Here is a 19,285-nt window from a genome sequence, read left to right as displayed (position 1 = left end):
TCGGGCGACCGGGGACGACGGACCGGGGGGTCAGGCCCAGGTGCGCCCGGTGATCCGCTCGTACGCCTCGACGTACCGGCCGCGGGTGGCCTCGACGACGTCGTCCGGGAGCGGGGGCGGGGGCGCGTCGGACGACCGGTCCCAGCCGGAGGCGTCCGAGCGCAGCCAGTCCCGGACGTACTGCTTGTCGAAGCTCGGCTGGGTGCGGCCGGGCGCCCACGAGGCGGCGTCCCAGAAGCGCGCGGAGTCGGGCGTCAGCACCTCGTCCCCGAGCACGAGCGCCCCCGGCGCCTCGGGCGAGGACGCCGCCACCCCGGGCGGGAGGCCGAGCTCGATCTTCGTGTCGGCGAGCAGGACACCACGCCCCCGGGCGATCTCCTCGCCGATCGCGTACAGGCGGAGCGTCACCTCGCGCACCCGCTCGGCGAGCACGGGGCCGAGCTGCTCGGCGACGACGGCGAGGCTCACGTTCTCGTCGTGGCCCACCTCGGCCTTCGTGGCCGGGGTGAAGACCGGCGCCTGCAGCCGTGAGCCGTCCTCGAGCCCGTCGGGCAGCTCGACGCCGCAGACGGCCCCCGTGGCGCGGTAGTCCGCGAGCCCCGAGCCGGTGAGGTAGCCGCGCGCCACGCACTCCACCGGGAGCATGTCCAGGCGCCGGCAGCGGACCGCGCGGCCGGCCGCCTCGGCCGGCACGCCGCTGGAGGCGTCCGGAGGGCCGACGACGGCCGACAGCACGTGGTCGGGCACGCCGAGCCCGGCGTCCGCCAGGCGCTCGAACCACCACAGGCTCAGGGCGGTCAGCACGGCGCCCTTGTCGGGGACGGGGGTGGGGAGCACGTGGTCGAAGGCGCTGACGCGGTCGCTGGCGACGACCAGCAGGTCGCCCTCCCCCGGCGCGCCCGCGGACGGCTCGTAGAGGTCGCGGACCTTGCCCGAGCGCACGTGCCGCCAGCCGGGCAGCTCCGGGGCACCGCCCGCGGCGGCGCTCATGCGCGAGCCCGGTCGACGGGGCCCTGGTCGACGGGGCCCGGGTCGACGGGGCCCGGGTCGACGGGGCCCGGGTCGGCGGGGCCCGGGTCGGCGGCGTCCTGGGCGACGGCGGCCGCGGCGATGTCGCCGCGGTGCTGCCCGCCGTCGAGCCGGACCTCGGCGAGCGCGGCGTGGGCGCAGGCGCGTGCCTGCGCGAGCGAGCCCCCCGTGCCCACGACCGAGAGCACCCGCCCGCCGGCGGCGACGAGGCCGCCGTCCGGCCCGCGCGCCGTGCCCGCGTGCAGGACCCGGGCGCCCGGGACCGCCGCAGCGGCCTCGACCCCGGTGACCGCGCCGCCGCTGCGTGGGTCCCCGGGGTACCCCGGCGCCGCGAGCACGACGGCCACCGCGGCGTCGGGCGACCAGGTGAGCGGCTCGAGCTCGCGCAGCCGGCCGGTGGCGGCCGCCCGCAGGACCGCGCCGAGCGGCGTGCGCAGCCGGGGCAGGACGACCTGCGTCTCGGGGTCGCCGAAGCGGGCGTTGAACTCGACGACCCGCACGCCCCGGGACGTCAGCGCCAGCCCGCAGTAGAGGACCCCCGAGAAGGGCGTGCCGCGGCGCGCCATCTCGTCGACGACCGGCTGCGCCACCCGCTCCACCACCTCGCGCACGAGGCCCTCGGGCGCCCACGGCAACGGCGAGTAGGCGCCCATGCCACCGGTGTTCGGGCCCCGGTCGCCGTCGAGGAGCCGCTTCGCGTCCTGCGCGGGCGCCAGGGGGAGCACGTCCCGGCCGTCGCAGAGCACGAACAGGGAGACCTCGGGCCCGTCGAGGAACTCCTCCACGACCACCGCGTGCGCCCCCGTCCCGGGGCGGCCGTCCAGGCAGGCCCGTGCGTGGGCCAGCGCCTCGTCCCGGTCCGGCGTGACGACGACGCCCTTGCCGCCCGCGAGACCGTCGTCCTTGACGACGTGCGGCGCGCCGAAGGCGTCGAGGGCGGCGGCCACCTGGGCCGCGTCCGTGCAGACGTGCGCCCTCGCCGTCGGGACGCCGGCGGAGGCCATGACCTCCTTGGCGAAGGCCTTGCTGCCCTCGAGCCGCGCGGCGGCCGCCGAGGGGCCCAGGCAGTCCACCCCGGCCGCCCGCACGGCGTCCGCCACCCCGGCGACGAGCGGCGCCTCGGGGCCCACGACCACGAGGTCGACGCCGCGAGCGCTCGCCAGGGCGGCGACGGCGGTGCCGTCGAGCGGGTCGAGCGGGACCACCTCGGCCACGTCCGCGAGGCCGGGACCGCCCGGCCCGACGAGCACCTCCTCGACGTCCTCGTCACCGGCGAGGGCGACGGCGAGGGCGTGCTCGCGAGCACCGGACCCGACCACGAGGACGCGCACGGCGGCGAGCGTAGGGGCCACCCGGGACGGCGGTCACGCCGACGCGGACGCCCGCTCATCTGAGCGGGCTTCGGTCACAATCGAGAGAAGTCCTTGACACCCGGGCCCCGGCCCCTGTCTCCTTCTGCCGCAGGCGGCGCGGCAGCGCGCCGCCTCCCGACGCGACGCCGGCACGAGGGAGTGCCTCACCGGCGAGGCGACGACCACTCACGGTTCTCCGGAAGGACACGCCCGCATGACCGCACGACGACGTGCCCCCCTCGCCCTCGCCACCCTCACGACGGTCGCCCTCGCCACCTCGGCGTGCGGCGGTGCCGGCGGCGGAGGTGGCGGTGGCGGCGGTGGTGGCGAGGACGGCGACGCCCAGAGCATCAGCGTCATCATGGTGAACAACCCGCAGATGGAGGACCTGCAGCAGCTGACGGCGGACAACTTCACCGCCGACACCGGCATCCAGGTCAACTTCACGGTCCAGCCCGAGAACGACGTCCGCGCCCAGATCGCGCAGGACTTCGCGGCGCAGGCCGGCCAGTACGACGTGGCCACCATCAGCAACTACGAGGTCCCGTTCTACGCGACCAACGAGTGGCTCGCGCCCCTCACCCAGTACGCGAACGACGACGCGGACTTCGACCAGAGCGACATCCTCCAGCCCATCGCCGACGGGCTGACCGTCGACGGCGAGATCTACGCCGAGCCCTTCTACGGCGAGTCGTCCTTCCTGATGTACCGCACGGACCTGTTCGACGCCGCCGGGCTGACCATGCCGGAGAACCCGACGTGGCAGGAGGTCGCCGACCTGGCGGCGCAGATCGACGACCCCAGCGGCACCCGCGGCATCTGCCTGCGCGGCCTCCCGGGCTGGGGCCAGGTCTTCGCGCCCCTCACCACCGTCGTCAACACCTTCGGCGGGACCTGGTGGGACGAGAACTGGGACGCCCAGGTGAACTCGCCCGAGTTCGTCGAGGCCACGCAGTTCTACGTCGACCTCGTGCAGCAGCACGGCGAGGCGGGCGCGGCGCAGGCCGGCTTCACCGAGTGCCTCAACGCCATGACGCAGGGCGGCACGGCCATGTGGTACGACGCGACCTCGGCGGCCGGCTCGCTCGAGGCGGACGGCTCGCCCGTCGCCGGGAAGATCGGCTACGCACCGGCTCCCGTCGTGGAGACGGACTCCTCCGGCTGGCTGTACAGCTGGGCCTGGGGCGTGCAGGCGGCGTCGGAGAAGCAGGACGCGGCGTGGGAGTTCATCTCCTGGGCCTCCAGCCAGGAGTACGAGGAGCTGGTCGGCGACCAGCTCGGCTGGTCCCGCGTGCCGGCCGGCAAGCGCAGCTCGACCTACGAGAACCAGGACTACCTGGACGTGGCCGGCCCCTTCGCCGAGGCGACCGAGCAGGCCATCTCGTCGGCCGACCCCAACGACCCGGGCGTGCAGCCCCGGCCGGCGCCCGGCATCCAGTTCGTCGCCATCCCGGAGTTCGCCGACCTCGCCACCGGCATCTCGGAGAACATCAGCTCGAACATCGCCGGCCAGGGGTCGGTGCAGGAGACCCTGGACCAGGGCCAGGAGCAGGCGCAGGCGGTCGGCGACCGCTACAAGGAGGACGGCTGAGCGCTCGCTCGGCAGTCGTGAACGGATGACCCTCGGGTCATGACGAGGGCCGGCCCCGCCTCCGCGGCGGGGCCGGCCCCAGCCCCGCCGACCGGGGGGCACGGGGGCGCTCCTGGCGGAGAGCTCTCGTCGCCGCCCTTCCCTCCCACCCCAGGAGAGCCCATGAGCGCCAGCGAGACGACCGCGGAGCAGCGGACCGTCCTGCAGGACCCGGCACCGCAGCAGCAGCGCACGGCGTCGCGCAAGGCCGGGTGGACGCGCCGCGCACCGCTGCTGCCCGCGCTGGTCTTCGTCATCATCGTCACCCAGCTCCCGTTCGTCTCGACGATCGTCATCTCGTTCATGAGCTGGGAGGCGTTGCGCCCCAACGAGCGGGGCTTCGCCGGCTTCGGCAACTACGCCGAGGTCTTCTCGGACGCCGAGCTGCGGTCGTCGGTCATCACGACGGTGATCCTCACGGTCGTCGTCGTGGGCGTGAGCCTGCTCCTCGGGCTGGCCATCGCACTGCTGCTTGACCGCACGTTCCTCGGCCGGGGCATCGTCCGCACGCTGATGATCGCGCCGTTCCTCATCGTCCCGGTCGCCGCGGCGCTGCTGTGGAAGCACGCGATGCTCAACCCCAGCTACGGCTTCATCAACGGCGTCCTCACCTGGGTGTGGAGCCTCTTCGGCAGCGACAACCCGCCGCAGGTGGCGTGGCTGACGCAGTTCCCCCTCGCGTCCATCGAGGTGGCGCTGATCTGGCAGTGGACGCCGTTCATGATGCTGATCCTGCTGGCCGGTCTGCAGAGCCGGCCGGGCGAGGCGTTCGAGGCCGCCAAGGTGGACGGCGCGAGCGCCGTCCAGGCGTTCCGCTACATCACGCTGCCGCACCTGCGCCGCTACATCGAGCTCGGCGCGACGCTCGGCGCCATCTTCATCGTCCAGAACTTCGACTACGTCTTCACCATGACGTCCGGCGCCCTCGGCACCGCCAACCTGCCGTACACCATCTACCAGACCTTCTTCGTGCGGCAGGACTACGGCCTCGCCGCCGCCCAGGGCGTCATCGTCGTCATCGGCACGATCATCGTGGCGACCTTCGCCCTGCGCTCGGTCTCGTCGCTGCTGAAGGAGGACAGCTGATGGCTTCCACCGAGAGGACCCGGCAGGAGGTCAGCCCGGCGGCGACCGCCGCCGAGGCCGACGCGGCGCCGGCGCGCCAGGAGTACCGCAAGAACTCCCCCCTCAGCCGGCCCAACCCCTTCTGGGGCATCGTCGCCTGGGTCGTCGGCCTGCTCTTCGCCGTCCCCGCGCTGTGGATGGTGCTCACCTCGTTCCACAGCGAGGTGGACGCCGCCACCAACCCGCCGTCCCTCTTCGCGCCGCTCACGCTGGACGGCTACCGGAGCTTCTTCAGCAACGCCAACGCCTGGCCCTCGCTGATCAACTCCGCGACGGCCTCGGTCGTCTCGACCGTCGTGGTCCTCGTGCTGGCGATCCCCGCGGCGTACGCCCTGTCGATCCGGCCGATCAAGAAGTGGTCGGACGTCCTGTTCTTCCTGCTCTCGACGCGCTTCCTGCCGATCGTCGCCGCCGTGCTCCCGCTGTACCTGTTCGCGATCTGGTCCGGCGCGATCGACCAGATCGGGCTGCTCATCATCCTCTACACGGCGATGAACCTGCCGATCGCCGTGTGGATGATGCGGTCGTTCCTCGCCGAGGTGCCCGTCGAGATGCTCGAGGCGGCGCAGCTGGACGGGGCGGGGCTCATCCGGACGCTGCGCAGCGTCGTCGCCCCGGTCGCGATGCCGGGCATCGCCGCCACCGCGCTGATCTGCTTCATCTTCAGCTGGCAGGAGCTGCTGCTGGCCCGCTCGCTGACGGCCGTCGTGGCCGGGACGGCGCCCGTGTTCCTCACGAGCTTCGTGACGAGCCAGGGGCTGTTCCTCGCGCAGGTCTCCGCCGCGGCGACGATCGTGTCGCTGCCCGTCCTCATCGCCGGCTTCGCCGCGCAGGACAAGCTCGTCCAGGGCCTGTCCCTGGGCGCCGTCAAGTGACGGCTCCCGCGCCGACCGAGCCCCGCTGACCGACCGCACGGCCCGGTGCCCCTGGGGCGCCGGGCCGTGCTGCTCCCACCACCGCTCCCCACCTCGGAGGACCTCGATGACCGCCCTGTCCGCCGCGACGCTGACCTCGCTGGACCCGTCGCTGCCCGTGCCGACCTACGACCGCGCGGCCGTGACGACGGGGATCGTCCACTTCGGCGTCGGGGGCTTCCACCGCGCGCACCAGGCGATGTTCCTGGACCGCCTCATGGACGCGGGGAAGGCGCTCGACTGGGGCATCTGCGGCGTCGGCGTCCTGCCCGCCGACGAGAAGATGGCCGGGATCATGGCCGACCAGGACCACCTGTACACGCTCGTCCTCAAGCACCCGGACGGCACGTACGAGCCCCGCGTGGTCGGGTCGATCGTCGACTACCTCTTCGCGCCCGCCGACCCCGAGGCCGTGCTGGAGAAGATGGCCGACCCGGCCACCCGGATCGTCTCCCTCACGGTCACCGAGGGCGGCTACCACGTGCACCCGGTCACCGGCGAGCTCGACACCCGGGACCCGAAGCTCCAGCAGGACCTGGCCGGGGAGTCCGCACCGGTGACGACCTTCGGCTTCGTCACGGAGGCGCTGCGCCGACGCCGGGAGCGCGGCGTGCCCGCCTTCACCGTGATGTCCTGCGACAACATCGCCGGCAACGGCGACGTGGCGCACAAGATGATCACCGCCTACGCCCGCGAGCGGGAGCAGCGGACGGGCGGGGACCTCGCCGACTGGCTCGAGGCGGAGGTGCCCTTCCCCAACTCCATGGTCGACCGCATCACGCCCGTCACGACGGACGCCGACCGTGCGGCCGTCACGGAGCGCTTCGGCGTCGAGGACGCCTGGCCCGTGGTCAGCGAGCCCTTCGTCCAGTGGGTGCTCGAGGACCGCTTCGCCTCCGGCCGGCCGCCGCTCGAGGAGGTGGGCGTCCAGGTCGTCGACGACGTGCACCCCTACGAGATGATGAAGCTCCGGCTGCTCAACGCGAGCCACCAGGCGCTGTGCTACCTGGGCTACCTCTCCGGCCTCCGCTACGCGCACGAGGTCTGCTCGGACCAGCTCTTCGCGGACTTCCTCCTCGCCTACATGGACGAGGAGGCGACGCCGACGCTGCAGCCCGTCCCGGGGGTGGACCTCGACGCCTACAAGCCCGGGCTCGTCGAGCGCTTCGCCAACCCCGAGGTGCGGGACACCCTCGCGCGGCTCTGCGCCGACTCGAGCAACCGCATCCCGACCTGGCTGCTGCCGGTGGTGCGCGACGACCTCGCCGCGGGCCGGTCCGTGCGGCACTCGGCGCTGGTCGTCGCGGCGTGGGCCCGGTACGCGGAGGGCGTCGACGAGCAGGGCGAGGCGATCGAGGTCGTCGACGCGGACGCCGAGGGGCGGACGGCGGCGGCGAAGGCCCAGCTCGAGGGCGACGACCTCGCCTTCCTGCGCGACGAGGACCTCTTCGGCGACCTCGCCGAGCAGGAGGCCTTCACGACGCCGTACCGCGAGGCGCTCGCGTCCCTGCACGAGAAGGGGGCCCGGGCGACGCTCGAGGAGCACATGGCGGCCGGCCGCGGCTGAGCCGGGGCCCCGGCACGGCCCGCGCCGGCTCCGTAGGGTCCACCCGTGCGCGTCGTCGTGGCGGTGGACTCCTTCAAGGGGTCGCTGACGACACGGGAGGCGGGCGAGGCGGTGGCGGCGGGCGTGCGCGCCGCCGCCCCGGGGGCGGACGTCGTCGTCCTGCCGGTGGCGGACGGCGGCGAGGGGACGGCGGCCTGCCTCGCCGACGCCTGGGGCACGCGGCTGCGGGAGCAGACGACGACGGACGCGCTGGGACGCCGGTGCGAGGCCGCGTGGGGGCTCTCGGCCGACGGCTCGACGGCGGTCGTGGAGGTCGCCGCCGCCAGCGGTCTCCCCGGTGTGCAGGACGCCCCCGCCCGGCCGCGGGAGGCCTCGACCCTGGGGACGGGCGCGCTGCTCGCCGCGGCGCTCGACGCCGGCGCGCAGGAGGTCGTCCTGTGCCTGGGCGGCAGCGCGACGACGGACGGCGGCGCGGGGCTGCTCGCCGGCCTCGGCGCCCGGTTCCTCGACGCGGACGGCGAGGAGCTCCCGCCGGGGGGCGGGGCGCTCGCCCGGCTCGCCCGGCTCGACCTCACCGACCTGCACCCCCGGGCACGGGCGGCGCGCTGGCGCCTGGCCTGCGACGTCACGAACCCGCTGCTCGGCCCGCGCGGGGCCGCGGCCGTCTACGGGCCGCAGAAGGGGGCGACGCCCGAGGACGTCGCGGCGCTCGAGGCAGGGCTGGGCCGGCTGGCCTCCGTGCTCGAGGAGGCGACCGGGGTCGCCGTCGCCGACCGGCCCGGCTGCGGCGCCGCCGGCGGGGCGCCCGCGACGGTCGTCGCGGTGCTCGGCGCCTCCCTGGAGCCCGGCGCACCGCTCGTGCTCGCCGAGGCCGGTCTGCCGCAGGCGCTCGCAGCCGGCGCCGACCTCGTCGTCACCGGTGAGGGCTCCTGCGACCCCCAGTCGCTGCAGGGCAAGGTCGTCGACGGCGTCGCGCGGGCCGTGCGCGCCGAGCCGGCCTGCGCCGCAGCGCCCGTCGTCGTGCTCGCCGGACGGGTCGCCGTCCCTCCGGCCGAGCTCGCCGCCGCCGGCGTCGACGCCGCGTTCAGCATCGCCCCGGGCGCGGCGACGCTCGACGACCTGCAGACCGGCGCCGCCGCCCTGCTGGCCGACCTCGCGGAGCGGGTCACGCGGCTGGCCCGCCGGACGGGCGGCTCCGGCAGGGCGACCGGGACGGTCCCGTCCTGACCTCGCCGGCGGACGACGCGCGCGCCGAGCCCCGCCCCGCGCGCCTCGTGCGGGCGGTGCAGCGGGAGGGCGGGGCGTGCGTCTGGTGCCGGAGGCCCTTCTCGGACCTCGTCGTACCGACGACGGACCACCTCGTCCCTCGGGTGCGCGGCGGCCCGTCCTGGCTGGAGAACGAGGTCGCCGCGTGCCGGAGGTGCAACGGGCAGCGGGGCCACGCCGGCGCGGCCGACTGGGTCCGCGAGTGCCGCGGCCGCGGCTGGGAACCGGACGTCGACCACCTGCTCGCCGTCCTCGGCGACCTCGAGGCCGCCGTCGCCCAACGCGGGGGGCAGCGGCGCGCCCGCGAGGCGGTCCAGGCGCAGGTGCGCCGGCTCCGGCGGCTCCGCTGACCTGCGGGGTGGCTCGTCGGTGCGCGTCAGGCGCCCGCCCGAGCCGACGGACGAGCACTCACCAGCGGTGGGCGACGTCCACGACGAGGCGGGTGGTCCTGCCGTCGCTGATGGTGGAGGTGCGGAAGGGGAGCCGGGCACGCACCCCGATCCCCAGCGTCGTCTGACCCTCGAAGCTGCCGGCGGAGGCGACCTGCCGCAGCGTCCGCGCCCCGCGGGTGTCGACGAGCTCGGTGGCGTCCGCGGGCGCGTACGTCGGCCGGTAGTCGTCGTCGTAGGACGGGGCCCCGACGACGACGAGCAGCCGCGCGCCGCCCCGCAGGGGGACGGGGTCGCCGCTGCCGTCCTGCGTCACGGCGTCGACGTAGCGCACGTAGAACCCGCCCGAGCGTCCCCGCACGTCGACGACGACGCGGTCGAAGCAGGCGTGCCGTCCCGAGCGCACCGACGTCACCTGGCCGGGAGCGATGCCGAGCGTCCCCTCCGGCGTGGAGCCCCACGCCGTCGCGCACGAGGCGGCCTCGGCGTCCGCCGCTCCCGCGGCCGCCGGGGCGGCGAGCAGACCCGCCGCCATCGCGAGCGCCGCGGCTGCCCGGACCACCCGGCCCGTCCCCCGGGTCCCGACCTCGACCACCGCTGCTGCCCCCACGACGCCCCCCTCGCTGCGGCGCCGCCACGTCGGCACGCCGGGAGCCGGACTGTAGTGACGCGTCCGCTCCCGCGTGGGGCGTTCACCCGACCGGCGCAGCGACGACGCCGGCTCAGCGGGTGGGCAGTGGCTCGTCCGGGCACCCCGCCAGCACGTCGGCCAGGGCGTCGTGCTCGGCCTCGGTGACCCAGAGGCCGTAGGCCACCTTGACCGCCACCTGCCGGGCCGCGTACGGGCACCGGGCCGCCTCCCGCGCCGGCAGCCAGGCCGCGGCGTCCTGAGACCCCTTGTCCTGGTTGGCGTCCCCGTCCACGGCGAGCAGGTTGACCAGGTCGTTGGCGAAGTCCTCGCGCGTCGCACGGTCCCATCCCGCCGCGCCCGTGCGCCACGCGGCGGCCAGGGCGACGACGTGGTCCACCTGGACCTCCTCGCTCGTCCGCTCGCCGCGGCGGAAGTCGACGACGACGCCGGTGTACGGGTCCAGCAGGACGCCGCTCTCGACGACGCAGCCGCCGGTCCCGGGACGCACCTGCACCTCCCGGAGGTCGCGCCGCAGGACCTGCTCGCGCGTGCGGCACCCGTCGCCGTCGACGTCGACCCACCCGTCGCCGAAGAGGTCACGGTCGTAGCCCCCGGCGCTCGCGGCGGGGCGGACGTCGAGCTCGTCCAGGGCGGCGGAGGCGGTGCCCGCCCCCGCCGTGGGCGCCGGCGAGCAGCCGACCACGAGCGCCGCCGAGGCCGCGACGAGGACGGCCAGGCGCCGGGGGCCGCCGCGGCCGACCGCACCTCCTCCCGCGGCTGGTGGTGCGGCAGGTCCCGCAGCAGGCCTCACAGCAGGTACTGGAAGACCTGGCTGCCCGGCTCGAGGCGCTCCACGTCGAGCCCCGACCCGGCCATCCGCCGCAGCAGCGGCGGCAGGTCGTCCGGGCGCGCGACCTCGACGCCGATGAGCGCCGGCCCCGTCTCGCGGTTGTTGCGCTTGAGGTACTCGAACCGGGTGATGTCGTCGTCCGGCCCGAGCACCCCGTCGAGGAAGGCACGCAGCGCGCCGGGCTCCTGGGCGAGCTGGACGAGGAAGTAGTGCTTGAGGCCCTCGTGGACGAGGGAGCGCTCGAGCACCTCGCCGTACCGGCTCACGTCGTTGTTGCCGCCGGAGAGCACGCACACGACGTCCTGACCCGGCTCGACGACCAGGCTCTGGCCCAGCGCCGCGCTCGCCAGCGCCCCCGCCGGCTCGGCGATGATCCCGTCCACCTGGTACAGCGACAGCATCTCCGTGCAGACGCGCCCCTCGGGGACCGAGACCAGCTCCGCGCCGCTGTCCCGCACCAGCGGCAGCGTCACGAGGCCGGCGGTGCGGACGGCCGCGCCGTCGACGAAGGTCTCGACGTCGACGAGCGGCACGGGGCGCCCCGCCGCCAGGGCCGCCGCCATCGACGCCGCGCCCGCGGGCTCCACGCCGACCAGGCGCGTCCCCGGGTGCCGCTCGCGCAGCCACGTGGCGGTGCCGGCGAGCAGCCCGCCGCCGCCGACGGGGACGACGAGCACGTCCGGCGCCCGCCCGAGCTGCTCGACGAGCTCGACGGCGACGGTGCCCTGACCCGCCACCGTCCGCGGGTCGTCGAAGGCCGGGACGACGACGGCGCCGGTGCGCCCGGCCTCCTCGCGCGTCGCCGCGACCGCGTCGTCGTAGACGTCCCCGACGACGACGACCTCGACGGACGCGCCCCCCAGCGCGGCGATCCGGTCCCGCTTCTGCCGCGGCGTGGTGCGCGGGAGCAGCACGCGCCCACGGACCCCGAGCTCCCGGCAGGCGGCGGCGACGCCCTGCCCGTGGTTGCCGGCGCTCGCGCACACGACACCGCGGGCGAGCTCCTCGTCCGAGAGCTGGGCGATCAGGTTGTAGGCCCCACGGACCTTGTACGAGCGGACGGACGTCTGGTCCTCGCGCTTGAGGTGCACCTGCGCCCCCGTGGCCGCCGACAGCCGCGCCGAGCGGTGCAGCGGGGTGCGGGCGACGACGCCGGCCAGGCGCCGGGCGGCCTCCTCGACGCGGTCGGCGGTCACCGGGGGCAGGTCGGCGGCCGGGCCGGCCGCCGTGCTCGAGGCAGGGACGGCGGTCGTGCTCGCTGGGACGTCGATGACGACCTCCTCGCTCGTGGGGCCTCGCCCGCCCTCTCGCCCGGGCGCGACCCGCGGTGCGACGGCGCCGCGGCCCCGGGATGCTAGGCGCGCGGCCCGCCGCCACGAGGGTCCGTCCGCCGAGCGGTCACCGCGCCGGCGACGGGCTCCCGGTCCTCAGCTCGCCTCGCCCGCGCTGACGGCGGCGACCTCGGTGCGTCCGTGGCTCGTCGGCGCCTCGCCGTGCCCGCCCCCGCCGGCCAGCCGGCCGAGGTGGCGACGGCTCCCGACGAGCACGACGACGCCGAGCAGGACGGCGCCCGCGCCGACCCAGAAGGGCACGTGCGGGCTGATGCTCTCCCCGAGCCGCCCGGCGAGCCACGGCGCGACGGCGCCGCCGCCGAAGCGGACGAAGCTGTAGGCGGCCGACGCCGTGGAGCGCTCGGCGGTGGACACGAGCATCACGCCCTCGGTCACCAGCGTGTTGTTGATCCCGAGGAAGACGCCGGCCACGACGACGCACGCGGCGAGCACGGCCTTCGAGTCGGTGAAGAGCGCCATGACCACGAGGTCGGCCGCGAAGAGCACCAGCGCGAGCACGACGCCCGGCAGGGTCCCGACACGCCGCTGCAGCCAGGGGGCGAGGAAGACCGAGCTGAGCGCCAGGCACACGCCCCAGCCGAAGAAGATGCCCCCGACGGCGTAGATGCCGAGGTCCAGCGGGAACGGGGTGTAGGCGAGCAGGGTGAAGAACCCGACGTTGTAGAGCAGCGCGGTGACGGCCATCGCCAGCAGGCCGCGGTGCCGCAGCGCCCGGAAGGGGTCGAGCGGGGTCGTCGCCCGGGCGGGCTTCGGCACCTCGGGCAGGAAGACGGCGATGGCGGCGAAGGCCACGGCCATGAGGACGGCGACGCCGAAGAACGGCCCGCGCCACGACACCCCGCCGAGCAGCCCGCCGACGAGGGGCCCGGTCGCGATGCCCACCCCGAGGGCGGCCTCGTAGAGGACGATCGCCCCGGCGACACCGCCGCTGGCCGCGCCGACGATGGTCGCGAGCGCCGTCGCGATGAAGAGCGCGTTCCCGAGGCCCCAGCCGGCGCGGAAGCCGACGATCTCCCCGATCGAGCCGGACGACCCGGCGAGGGCGCTGAAGACGACGATGAGCGCGAGCCCGCCGAGCAGCGTCTTCTTGGGCCCCACCCGGCTGGAGATGACGCCGGTGACGAGCATCGCGAGACCGGTGACCGCCATGTAGCTCGTGAAGAGCAGCGAGACCTGCGACGGCGAGGCGTCGAGCTCCTCGCCGATCGGCTTGAGGATCGGGTCGACGAGCCCGATCCCCATGAACGCGATGACGCACGCGAAGGCGACGGCCCACACGGCGCGCGGCTGCTGCAGCAGGCTCGACGGGCCGTCGTCGCCCGCGGCGGGCGCAGCGGCCCCGGCAGGAGCGGGGACGTCCCCGCGGCCGGCGGTGTCGGGACGGGCGGGGCGTAGCGGGGCCATAGGTCTCCCTCGGTGCGGGACCCGGCGGCGACGTCGCGGACGGGCGCGGTCGTCGGGGTCTCGTCGTGGTCGTCGGGTGAGTCGTGGAGCGGGTGGTCGGTGCGGTGGTCGGGCGCGGCGGGCGGGTGGGGGACGGCGGGCTCAGCCCGCCGGCGCCTCGCGGGCGACGAGCCGGTCGAGGACGGCGACCCCGCGGGCCAGGTCGGCGCGCTCGTCGGCGGCCAGCGAGCCCAGGCTCGGGGCCAGGGCGCGCGCCGCGGCGGCGCGCTGCTCGTGCAGCTGCCGGCGACCGGCGTCGCTCACGTCGACGAGGACGGCGCGGCCGTCCTCGGGGTCTGGCGCCCGCACCGCCCAGCCGTGCTCGACGAGGCGGGCGACGAGGGCCGTCGCCGTCGGCTGGGACGTCCGGTCCAGCGCCGCCAGCGCGCTGACGCGCAGCGGCCCCAGCTCCTCCAGCTGGGACAGCGCCCGCCACAGCGCCTGCGGCATGGGCGCGTCCGCCGCGCGCCCGGCCCAGCGGGTGAACCGGGCGGCGCTGACGAGCAGGGCGACCCCGAGGTCCTGGACGCCTCCCTCGGCCCCCGGCGGTCCGGGGATCGCGGTCGTTCGCTCAGGCACCCGACCAGGTTACATAGGAAGGCTATGCATGTCACGCCGGGGCCCTCCGAGGAAGCAGCGCGCCCCGGGACGGACGAGGGGCGGCACCCGGGTCACCCCGAGCCCCGCCCCTGCCTCGTCCGCCCCCTGCCTCGTCCGACCCGGGCTCGTCGTCCCCCGGGCTCGTCGCTCCCCGGGCTCCGGCCGTCCCGGCGTCAGCGCGCGGCCGCGACCGCCTGACGTCGGGAGTCGTCGCGGATCTGCCCCACGAGCTCGGAGAGCACGTCCTCGAGCGTGACGATGCCGACGACGTCGCCGCCGGGCCCCCGCACGGCGGCGAGATGGGCGCCGTCGTCCTGCATCGTCTCGAGGACGGCCCGCAGGGCGGCGCCGGCGGGGACCTCCGGGAGGGGGCGGACCCCGGCCGGGTCGATCGGCTGCTCCCGCCGGTCCGCGTCGGTCTCCAGCAGGTCCTTGACGTGGACGTAGCCGTGCAGCGCCCCGTCGGCGCCCTGGAGCGGGAACCTCGAGAAGCCGCGGACGGCCGTCTCCTCGGCCTGCGCCGGGGTGACGCCGACGGGCAGCGACGTCACGTCCGCGAGCGGGATCATCACCGAGGAGACGTCGTGCTCGTCGAACTCCAGCGCCTCCAGGAGGAGCTCGCCCTCGCGGGCGTCGAGCAGCCCGCCCTGGCGCGACTCGGTGACGAGCCCCGCCACCTCGTCGCGGGTGAACACGCTCGTGACCTCGTCCTTGGCCTGCACGCCGACGACGCGCAGCAGCAGGTTGGCCATCCGGTTGAGCAGCCAGATGACGGGGAGCAGCACCCGCACCACGAGCACGAGCGGCGGGGCGAGCACGAGCGCCGCCCGGTCCGGGCCGGCCAGCGCGATGTTCTTCGGCACCATCTCGCCGAGGACGACGTGCAGGAGCGTCACGAGACCCAGCGCGATGGCGAAGGCGACCGGGTGCAGCAGCGCCTCGGGGACGCCGAGCGCCTCGAACGGCACCTCGATCAGGTGGGCGATGGCGGGCTCGGACAGCGCGCCGAGGAGCAGCGAGCAGATGGTGATGCCCAGCTGGGCACCGGCCATCATCAGCGACACGTTCTCCATGGCGTGCAGCGTGGTGCGGGCGGCGCGCGACCCCTCGGCCGCGCGCGGCTCCACCATCGTCCTCCGCGCGGAGATGAGGGCGAACTCGGCGCCGACGAAGAAGGCGTTCAGCGCCAGCAGCACCGCGGTGAGGGCCAGGCCCAGCCAGTCGCTCATCGGTGCCCCTCCTCGTCGCGGCGTCCGTCGTCGGACGAGTCCCCGTCCCGCGGCACGGCCCCCACGGGAGCACCCGCCGCCGGCTCCTCGCCGCCGCCGTCGCCGTCGCCGCGGACGTCGCGGTCGCGCACGTCGTCGCCGTCGTCCGGCGCGTCGGGCTCGTCGCCGTCCGGCTCCTCCGGCACGAGGAGCTCCACCGCGACGGTCTCGACCCGGTGCCCGTCGAGGGCGGCGACCGTCAGCGCCACGTCCTTGGGCGGTCGGCCCGGCGGCTCGTCGGCGTGGACGACGACGCGGTCCCCGACCGCCGGCAGGCGCTCGAGGTGCAGCATCACGAGGCCGCCCAGGGTGTCGTAGTCCTCGTGCTCGGGCACCGCCGCGCCGAGCAGCTCGCTCGCCTCGTCCGGGCGCAGGTTCCCGGGCAGGTGCCAGCGCCCGTCGGCGTCCGGCGGTGACGGCTGCTCGTCGGGGTCGTGCTCGTCGCGCACCTCTCCGACGAGCTCCTCGACGAGGTCCTCCAGCGTCACGAGGCCCGCGACGTCGCCGAACTCGTCGACGACCACCGCCATCTGGAGCCCGTCGGCGCGCAGCTGGTCGAGCAGCGCGTCGAGGGGGACGGTGTCCGGCACGTGCGTGGCGTCCGTCATGACCTCGCGCACCGTGGTCGTCCCGCGCTCCGGGAAGGCCACGGCCAGGGCCTGGCGCACGTGGACGACGCCGACGGCCTCGTCGTGCTCCTCGTCGAGGACGGGGAAGCGCGAGTGCCCCGTCCCCGCCGCCTCGTGGAGCACCTCGGCGACCGTGTCGTCGAGGTCGGCGGTCGTCATGAGCCCGCGGGGCGTCATGACGTCGCGGGCCCGGCGGTCGCCGAAGGCGAGCGACCGCTGGACGAGGTCGGCCGTGTCCGCGGCGAGCATGCCCTTGTCCGCCGAGTGCCGGACGAGGCCCGCGAGCTCCTCGGGCGAGCGCGCCGAGGCGAGCTCCTCCTGCGGCTCGAAGCCGAGCAGCCGCAGGATCGCGTTGGCCGACCCGTTGCACAGCCGGATCACCGGGCCGGTCGCCCGGGTGAAGCCGCGCTGGAAGCCGCTGACGAGGCGTGCCGTCCGCATCGGCTGGGCGATGGCGAGGTTCTTGGGGACGAGCTCGCCGAAGAGCATCGTGAGCACCGTGGCGACGAGCAGCGCCACCACGGTGGCGACGCCCTGCGCCGCGGCCTCGCCGAGACCGACCGCGGCGAGCGGCGCGTCGACGACGTCCGCGATCGCCGGCCGGGCCAGGAAGCCGATGGCGAGGTTCGTCACCGTGATGCCGAGCTGGGCGCCGGAGAGCTGGGTCGAGAGCGTGCGCAGCGAGCGCAGGACGCCCTCGGCGCCCGGCTCGCCGTCGGCGGCGGCGCGCTCGACGGCGCTGCGGTTGACGGTGACGAGGGAGAACTCGGCGGCCACGAAGGCCCCGCAGGCCACGACCAGCGCGACGGCCAGCAGGATCAGGGCGAGGTCCGCGACGATCACGCGCGCCCCCCGGTGCGGTCACGGGCGGGCGGTGCTGCGGGTGCCGGGACGCGGCGGGTCCGTGGCCACGAGGAGGACTCCTCGGTGGCGGACCGCGGGGAGGGGGCCGCTCGCGCGACGGACGCGCGTCTGGAGCCCTCCCCGTCCGTACTGTCCCGAGCGTCGGCAGGTGCGGCGCTCATGGTCTCCTCTCCTCGCCGGTGCTCCCCGGGCGTGCGCGCGGGGACCACCAGTGTGGGGCCACGCGGGCGGGGCGGGAGCGTCCGGTCCCCCGAGGAGGGCGTCGGGTCTCGTCCGAGGAGGGCGTCGGGCCCGGCGGGCGGGCTCAGCCCAGGAGGTCGTGCCGGACGACGGACTCCTCGCGGCCCGGGCCGACGCCGACGACCGAGATCCGGGCGCCCGACATCTCCTCGAGCGCCTCCACGTACCGCTGCGCCGCGGGCGGGAGGTCCTCCCACGTGCGGGCGCCGGAGATGTCCTCCTCCCAGCCCTCGAGCTCGGTGAGCACGGGGCGGGCGTGGTGGAGGTCGGTCTGCGTGGCGGGGAGCTCGTCCAGCGTGCGCCCCTCGACCTCGTAGCCGGTGCAGACGGGGATGCGCTCCAGGCCGCCGAGCACGTCGAGCTTGGTGAGGACGAAGTCGGTGACGCCGTTCACCCGGGCGGCGTACCGGGCGACCGGGGCGTCGTACCAGCCGCAGCGGCGCGGACGGCCGGTCGTCGTCCCGAACTCGGCGCCGGCCTCGCGCAGGGCGTCGCCCTCGGGGCCGGAGAGCTCGGTCGGGAAGGGTCCCTCCCCCACGCGCGTCGTGTACGCCTTCACGACGGCGACGACGCGGGAGACGCGGGTCGGCGGGATGCCGGACCCCGTGCAGGCGCCCCCGGCGGTCGCGCTGGAGGAGGTGACGAAGGGGTAGGTGCCGTGGTCGACGTCGAGCATCGTCGCCTGGCCCGCCTCGAGCAGCACCGTCTCGCCGCGGTCGAGGGCCTCGTGGAGCAGCAGGCCGGTGTCGGCGACCATCGGACGCAGGCGGTCCGCGTAGCCGAGGAGCTCGTCGACGACCTCGTCGACCTCGACGGCGCGCCGGTTGTAGACCTTGACGAGCACCTGGTTCTTGAGGTCGAGCGCGGCCTCGACCTTCTGCCGCAGGATGCTCGCGTCGAAGACGTCCTCCACCCGCAGCCCGACGCGCGACATCTTGTCCGCGTACGTCGGGCCGATGCCGCGGCCCGTCGTCCCGATCTTGCGCGAGCCGAGGAAGCGCTCCGTGACGCGGTCGAGGACCCGGTTGTACGACGGGATGAGGTGCGCGCTGGAGCTGACGAGCAGCTTCCCGGCGTCCACGCCGCGGGCCTCCAGCGCGTCGATCTCCTCGAAGAGCACGGAGAGGTCGACGACGACGCCGTTGCCGATCACCGGCGTGACCCCGGGCGTGAGGATCCCGCTGGGGAGCAGGTGCAGGGCGTACGTCTCGCCGCCGACGACGACGGTGTGCCCGGCGTTGTTGCCGCCGTTGAACTTGACGACGTAGTCCAGGCGCTCCCCGAGCTGGTCGGTCGCCTTGCCCTTCCCCTCGTCGCCCCACTGGGCCCCGAGCAGCACGATGGCGGGCATGGGGCAGCAGCTCCTCTGCCGGTGGGCCGGCTCGTCGGACGGGTGGGGCGGCGCCGGCGGGCACGTGCCCCGCGACGGTCGGCGAGGCTACCGCGGGCCCGCCCCGGTGGCCGTGCCGCGCCGGCGACCTGCGGCCTGCGACCCGGGACCGCCGGCCCGGCTCAGGCCTGCGGGAGCAGCAGGGCCGGCGCCTGCCCGTCGCAGTCGGCGAGGAAGCGGGTGCAGCGGTCGGCCTCGTCGGCCTCGCCGACGGCGGCGCTGGCGCGGGCGAGCGCGGCGAGGGCGCGCAGGAAGCCCCGGTTCGCCGGGTGCGCGTACGGGACCGGGCCCGAGCCGCGCCACCCGGCGCGGCGCAGGGCGTCCAGGCCCCGGTGGTACCCGGTGCGGGCGTAGGCGTACGCCGGCACGACCTCGCCGTCGGAGAGGGCGTCCTCGGCCAGCACGGCCCACGGCAGGCTCGCCGCCGGGGTGCGCGCGGCGACCTCGGCGGCGTCCTGGCCACGCTCGAGGGCGGCGGCGGCGGGGCCCTCCAGGTCGTCGGGCAGCTGCGTGGCGGGCGGACCGCCGAGCAGGTCGCGGCCGTCTCGGGCGGGGGGCGTCGGGACGCTCATGCCCGCCAGTGTGGCGCAGCCCCACCGGTGCGCCCGCGCCGTCGGCCGGGACGTCCGCGCCGCCCCCGACGGGGAAGGCGGAGAGGAAGGGTGACGAGCGCCGCGGATACCGTGGCGGCGTGGTCCCGGTGACGGCGTGGCGCAGGAGCAGGGTGACGGCGTGACGCAGGAGCA

General features: G+C 75.9%; 17 protein-coding genes. 6 read left to right on the top strand and 11 right to left on the bottom strand.

Annotated elements, in window-relative coordinates; translation table 11 throughout:
* Positions 1 to 30: 30 nt before the first annotated feature.
* Entirely contained in the window at positions 31 to 990 is a 960-nt protein-coding gene (locus WDZ17_RS11495) for a phosphoribosylaminoimidazolesuccinocarboxamide synthase (protein WP_339575299.1), read from the bottom strand.
* Positions 987 to 2,360 carry a phosphoribosylamine--glycine ligase gene (purD, locus tag WDZ17_RS11490; protein WP_339575298.1) on the bottom strand — a complete coding sequence of 458 codons (1,374 nt, stop codon included), beginning with the start codon at positions 2,358 to 2,360 and terminating at the stop codon, positions 987 to 989. The genes WDZ17_RS11495 and purD overlap by 4 nt, the downstream gene beginning before the upstream one ends.
* 235 nt (positions 2,361 to 2,595) lie before the next feature.
* On the opposite strand from purD, the gene WDZ17_RS11485 reads away from it, so the two are divergent.
* From WDZ17_RS11485 to WDZ17_RS11460, 6 genes are all read left to right on the top strand, one after another.
* Positions 2,596 to 3,972: an ABC transporter substrate-binding protein gene (locus WDZ17_RS11485; protein ID WP_339575297.1), complete on the top strand. Its 1,377-nt coding sequence runs from the start codon at positions 2,596 to 2,598 to the stop codon at positions 3,970 to 3,972.
* A 162-nt stretch (positions 3,973 to 4,134) separates the two neighbouring features.
* Positions 4,135 to 5,097, top strand: a complete 963-nt coding sequence (locus WDZ17_RS11480; RefSeq protein WP_339575296.1) for a carbohydrate ABC transporter permease — start codon at positions 4,135 to 4,137, stop codon at positions 5,095 to 5,097.
* A complete protein-coding gene (locus tag WDZ17_RS11475) occupies positions 5,097 to 6,011 on the top strand; it encodes a carbohydrate ABC transporter permease (protein WP_339575295.1) in 915 nt (304 codons plus the stop codon). Before WDZ17_RS11480 ends, WDZ17_RS11475 begins: the two co-directional genes overlap by 1 nt.
* Positions 6,012 to 6,117: 106 nt before the next feature.
* A complete protein-coding gene (locus WDZ17_RS11470) occupies positions 6,118 to 7,617 on the top strand; it encodes a mannitol dehydrogenase family protein (protein ID WP_339575294.1) in 1,500 nt (499 codons plus the stop codon).
* A gap of 45 nt (positions 7,618 to 7,662) precedes the next feature.
* Positions 7,663 to 8,844 carry a glycerate kinase gene (locus WDZ17_RS11465; protein ID WP_339575293.1) on the top strand — a complete coding sequence of 394 codons (1,182 nt, stop codon included), beginning with the start codon at positions 7,663 to 7,665 and terminating at the stop codon, positions 8,842 to 8,844.
* Between the two features lie 47 nt (positions 8,845 to 8,891).
* Positions 8,892 to 9,233, top strand: a complete 342-nt coding sequence (locus tag WDZ17_RS11460) for an HNH endonuclease (protein ID WP_339575292.1) — start codon at positions 8,892 to 8,894, stop codon at positions 9,231 to 9,233.
* A 58-nt stretch (positions 9,234 to 9,291) separates the two neighbouring features.
* Here WDZ17_RS11460 and WDZ17_RS11455 read toward each other — a convergent pair whose 3' ends face one another.
* The 9 genes from WDZ17_RS11455 to WDZ17_RS11415 all read right to left on the bottom strand — a co-directional run bounded on the left by WDZ17_RS11455 (position 9,292) and on the right by WDZ17_RS11415 (position 19,111).
* Positions 9,292 to 9,807, bottom strand: coding sequence for an AMIN-like domain-containing (lipo)protein (locus WDZ17_RS11455; protein WP_422631966.1), 516 nt, complete (start codon positions 9,805 to 9,807; stop codon positions 9,292 to 9,294).
* Between the two features lie 187 nt (positions 9,808 to 9,994).
* Positions 9,995 to 10,714 (bottom strand): HNH endonuclease family protein, encoded by a 720-nt coding sequence (locus WDZ17_RS11450; RefSeq protein ID WP_339575290.1) that lies wholly within the window; start codon positions 10,712 to 10,714, stop codon positions 9,995 to 9,997.
* Entirely contained in the window at positions 10,711 to 11,949 is a 1,239-nt protein-coding gene (ilvA, locus tag WDZ17_RS11445; RefSeq protein WP_339575289.1) for a threonine ammonia-lyase IlvA, read from the bottom strand. Before ilvA ends, WDZ17_RS11450 begins: the two co-directional genes overlap by 4 nt.
* A 231-nt stretch (positions 11,950 to 12,180) precedes the next feature.
* Positions 12,181 to 13,509, bottom strand: a complete 1,329-nt coding sequence (locus WDZ17_RS11440) for an MFS transporter (protein WP_339575288.1) — start codon at positions 13,507 to 13,509, stop codon at positions 12,181 to 12,183.
* A gap of 141 nt (positions 13,510 to 13,650) precedes the next feature.
* The gene (locus WDZ17_RS11435) at positions 13,651 to 14,127 is read right to left on the bottom strand and encodes a MarR family winged helix-turn-helix transcriptional regulator (protein ID WP_339575287.1); all 477 of its coding nucleotides are present in this window, start codon (positions 14,125 to 14,127) and stop codon (positions 13,651 to 13,653) included.
* A 194-nt stretch (positions 14,128 to 14,321) separates the two neighbouring features.
* Complete coding sequence (locus tag WDZ17_RS11430) at positions 14,322 to 15,377, bottom strand: hemolysin family protein (RefSeq protein WP_339575286.1); 1,056 nt, start codon at positions 15,375 to 15,377, stop codon at positions 14,322 to 14,324.
* The gene (locus WDZ17_RS11425; protein WP_339575285.1) at positions 15,374 to 16,888 is read right to left on the bottom strand and encodes a hemolysin family protein; all 1,515 of its coding nucleotides are present in this window, start codon (positions 16,886 to 16,888) and stop codon (positions 15,374 to 15,376) included. Before WDZ17_RS11425 ends, WDZ17_RS11430 begins: the two co-directional genes overlap by 4 nt.
* Positions 16,889 to 17,213: 325 nt before the next feature.
* Positions 17,214 to 18,500, bottom strand: coding sequence for an adenylosuccinate synthase (locus WDZ17_RS11420; RefSeq protein ID WP_339575284.1), 1,287 nt, complete (start codon positions 18,498 to 18,500; stop codon positions 17,214 to 17,216).
* Positions 18,501 to 18,661: 161 nt separating this feature from the next.
* On the bottom strand, positions 18,662 to 19,111 hold the full coding sequence (locus WDZ17_RS11415) for a DUF3151 domain-containing protein (RefSeq protein ID WP_339575283.1): 450 nt from the start codon (positions 19,109 to 19,111) through the stop codon (positions 18,662 to 18,664).
* Positions 19,112 to 19,285 lie beyond the last annotated feature (174 nt).

Source organism: Pseudokineococcus basanitobsidens (assembly GCF_037482545.1).
GTDB lineage: Bacteria > Actinomycetota > Actinomycetes > Actinomycetales > Quadrisphaeraceae > Pseudokineococcus > Pseudokineococcus basanitobsidens.
This window is presented reverse-complemented; position numbering and strand designations above follow the sequence as displayed.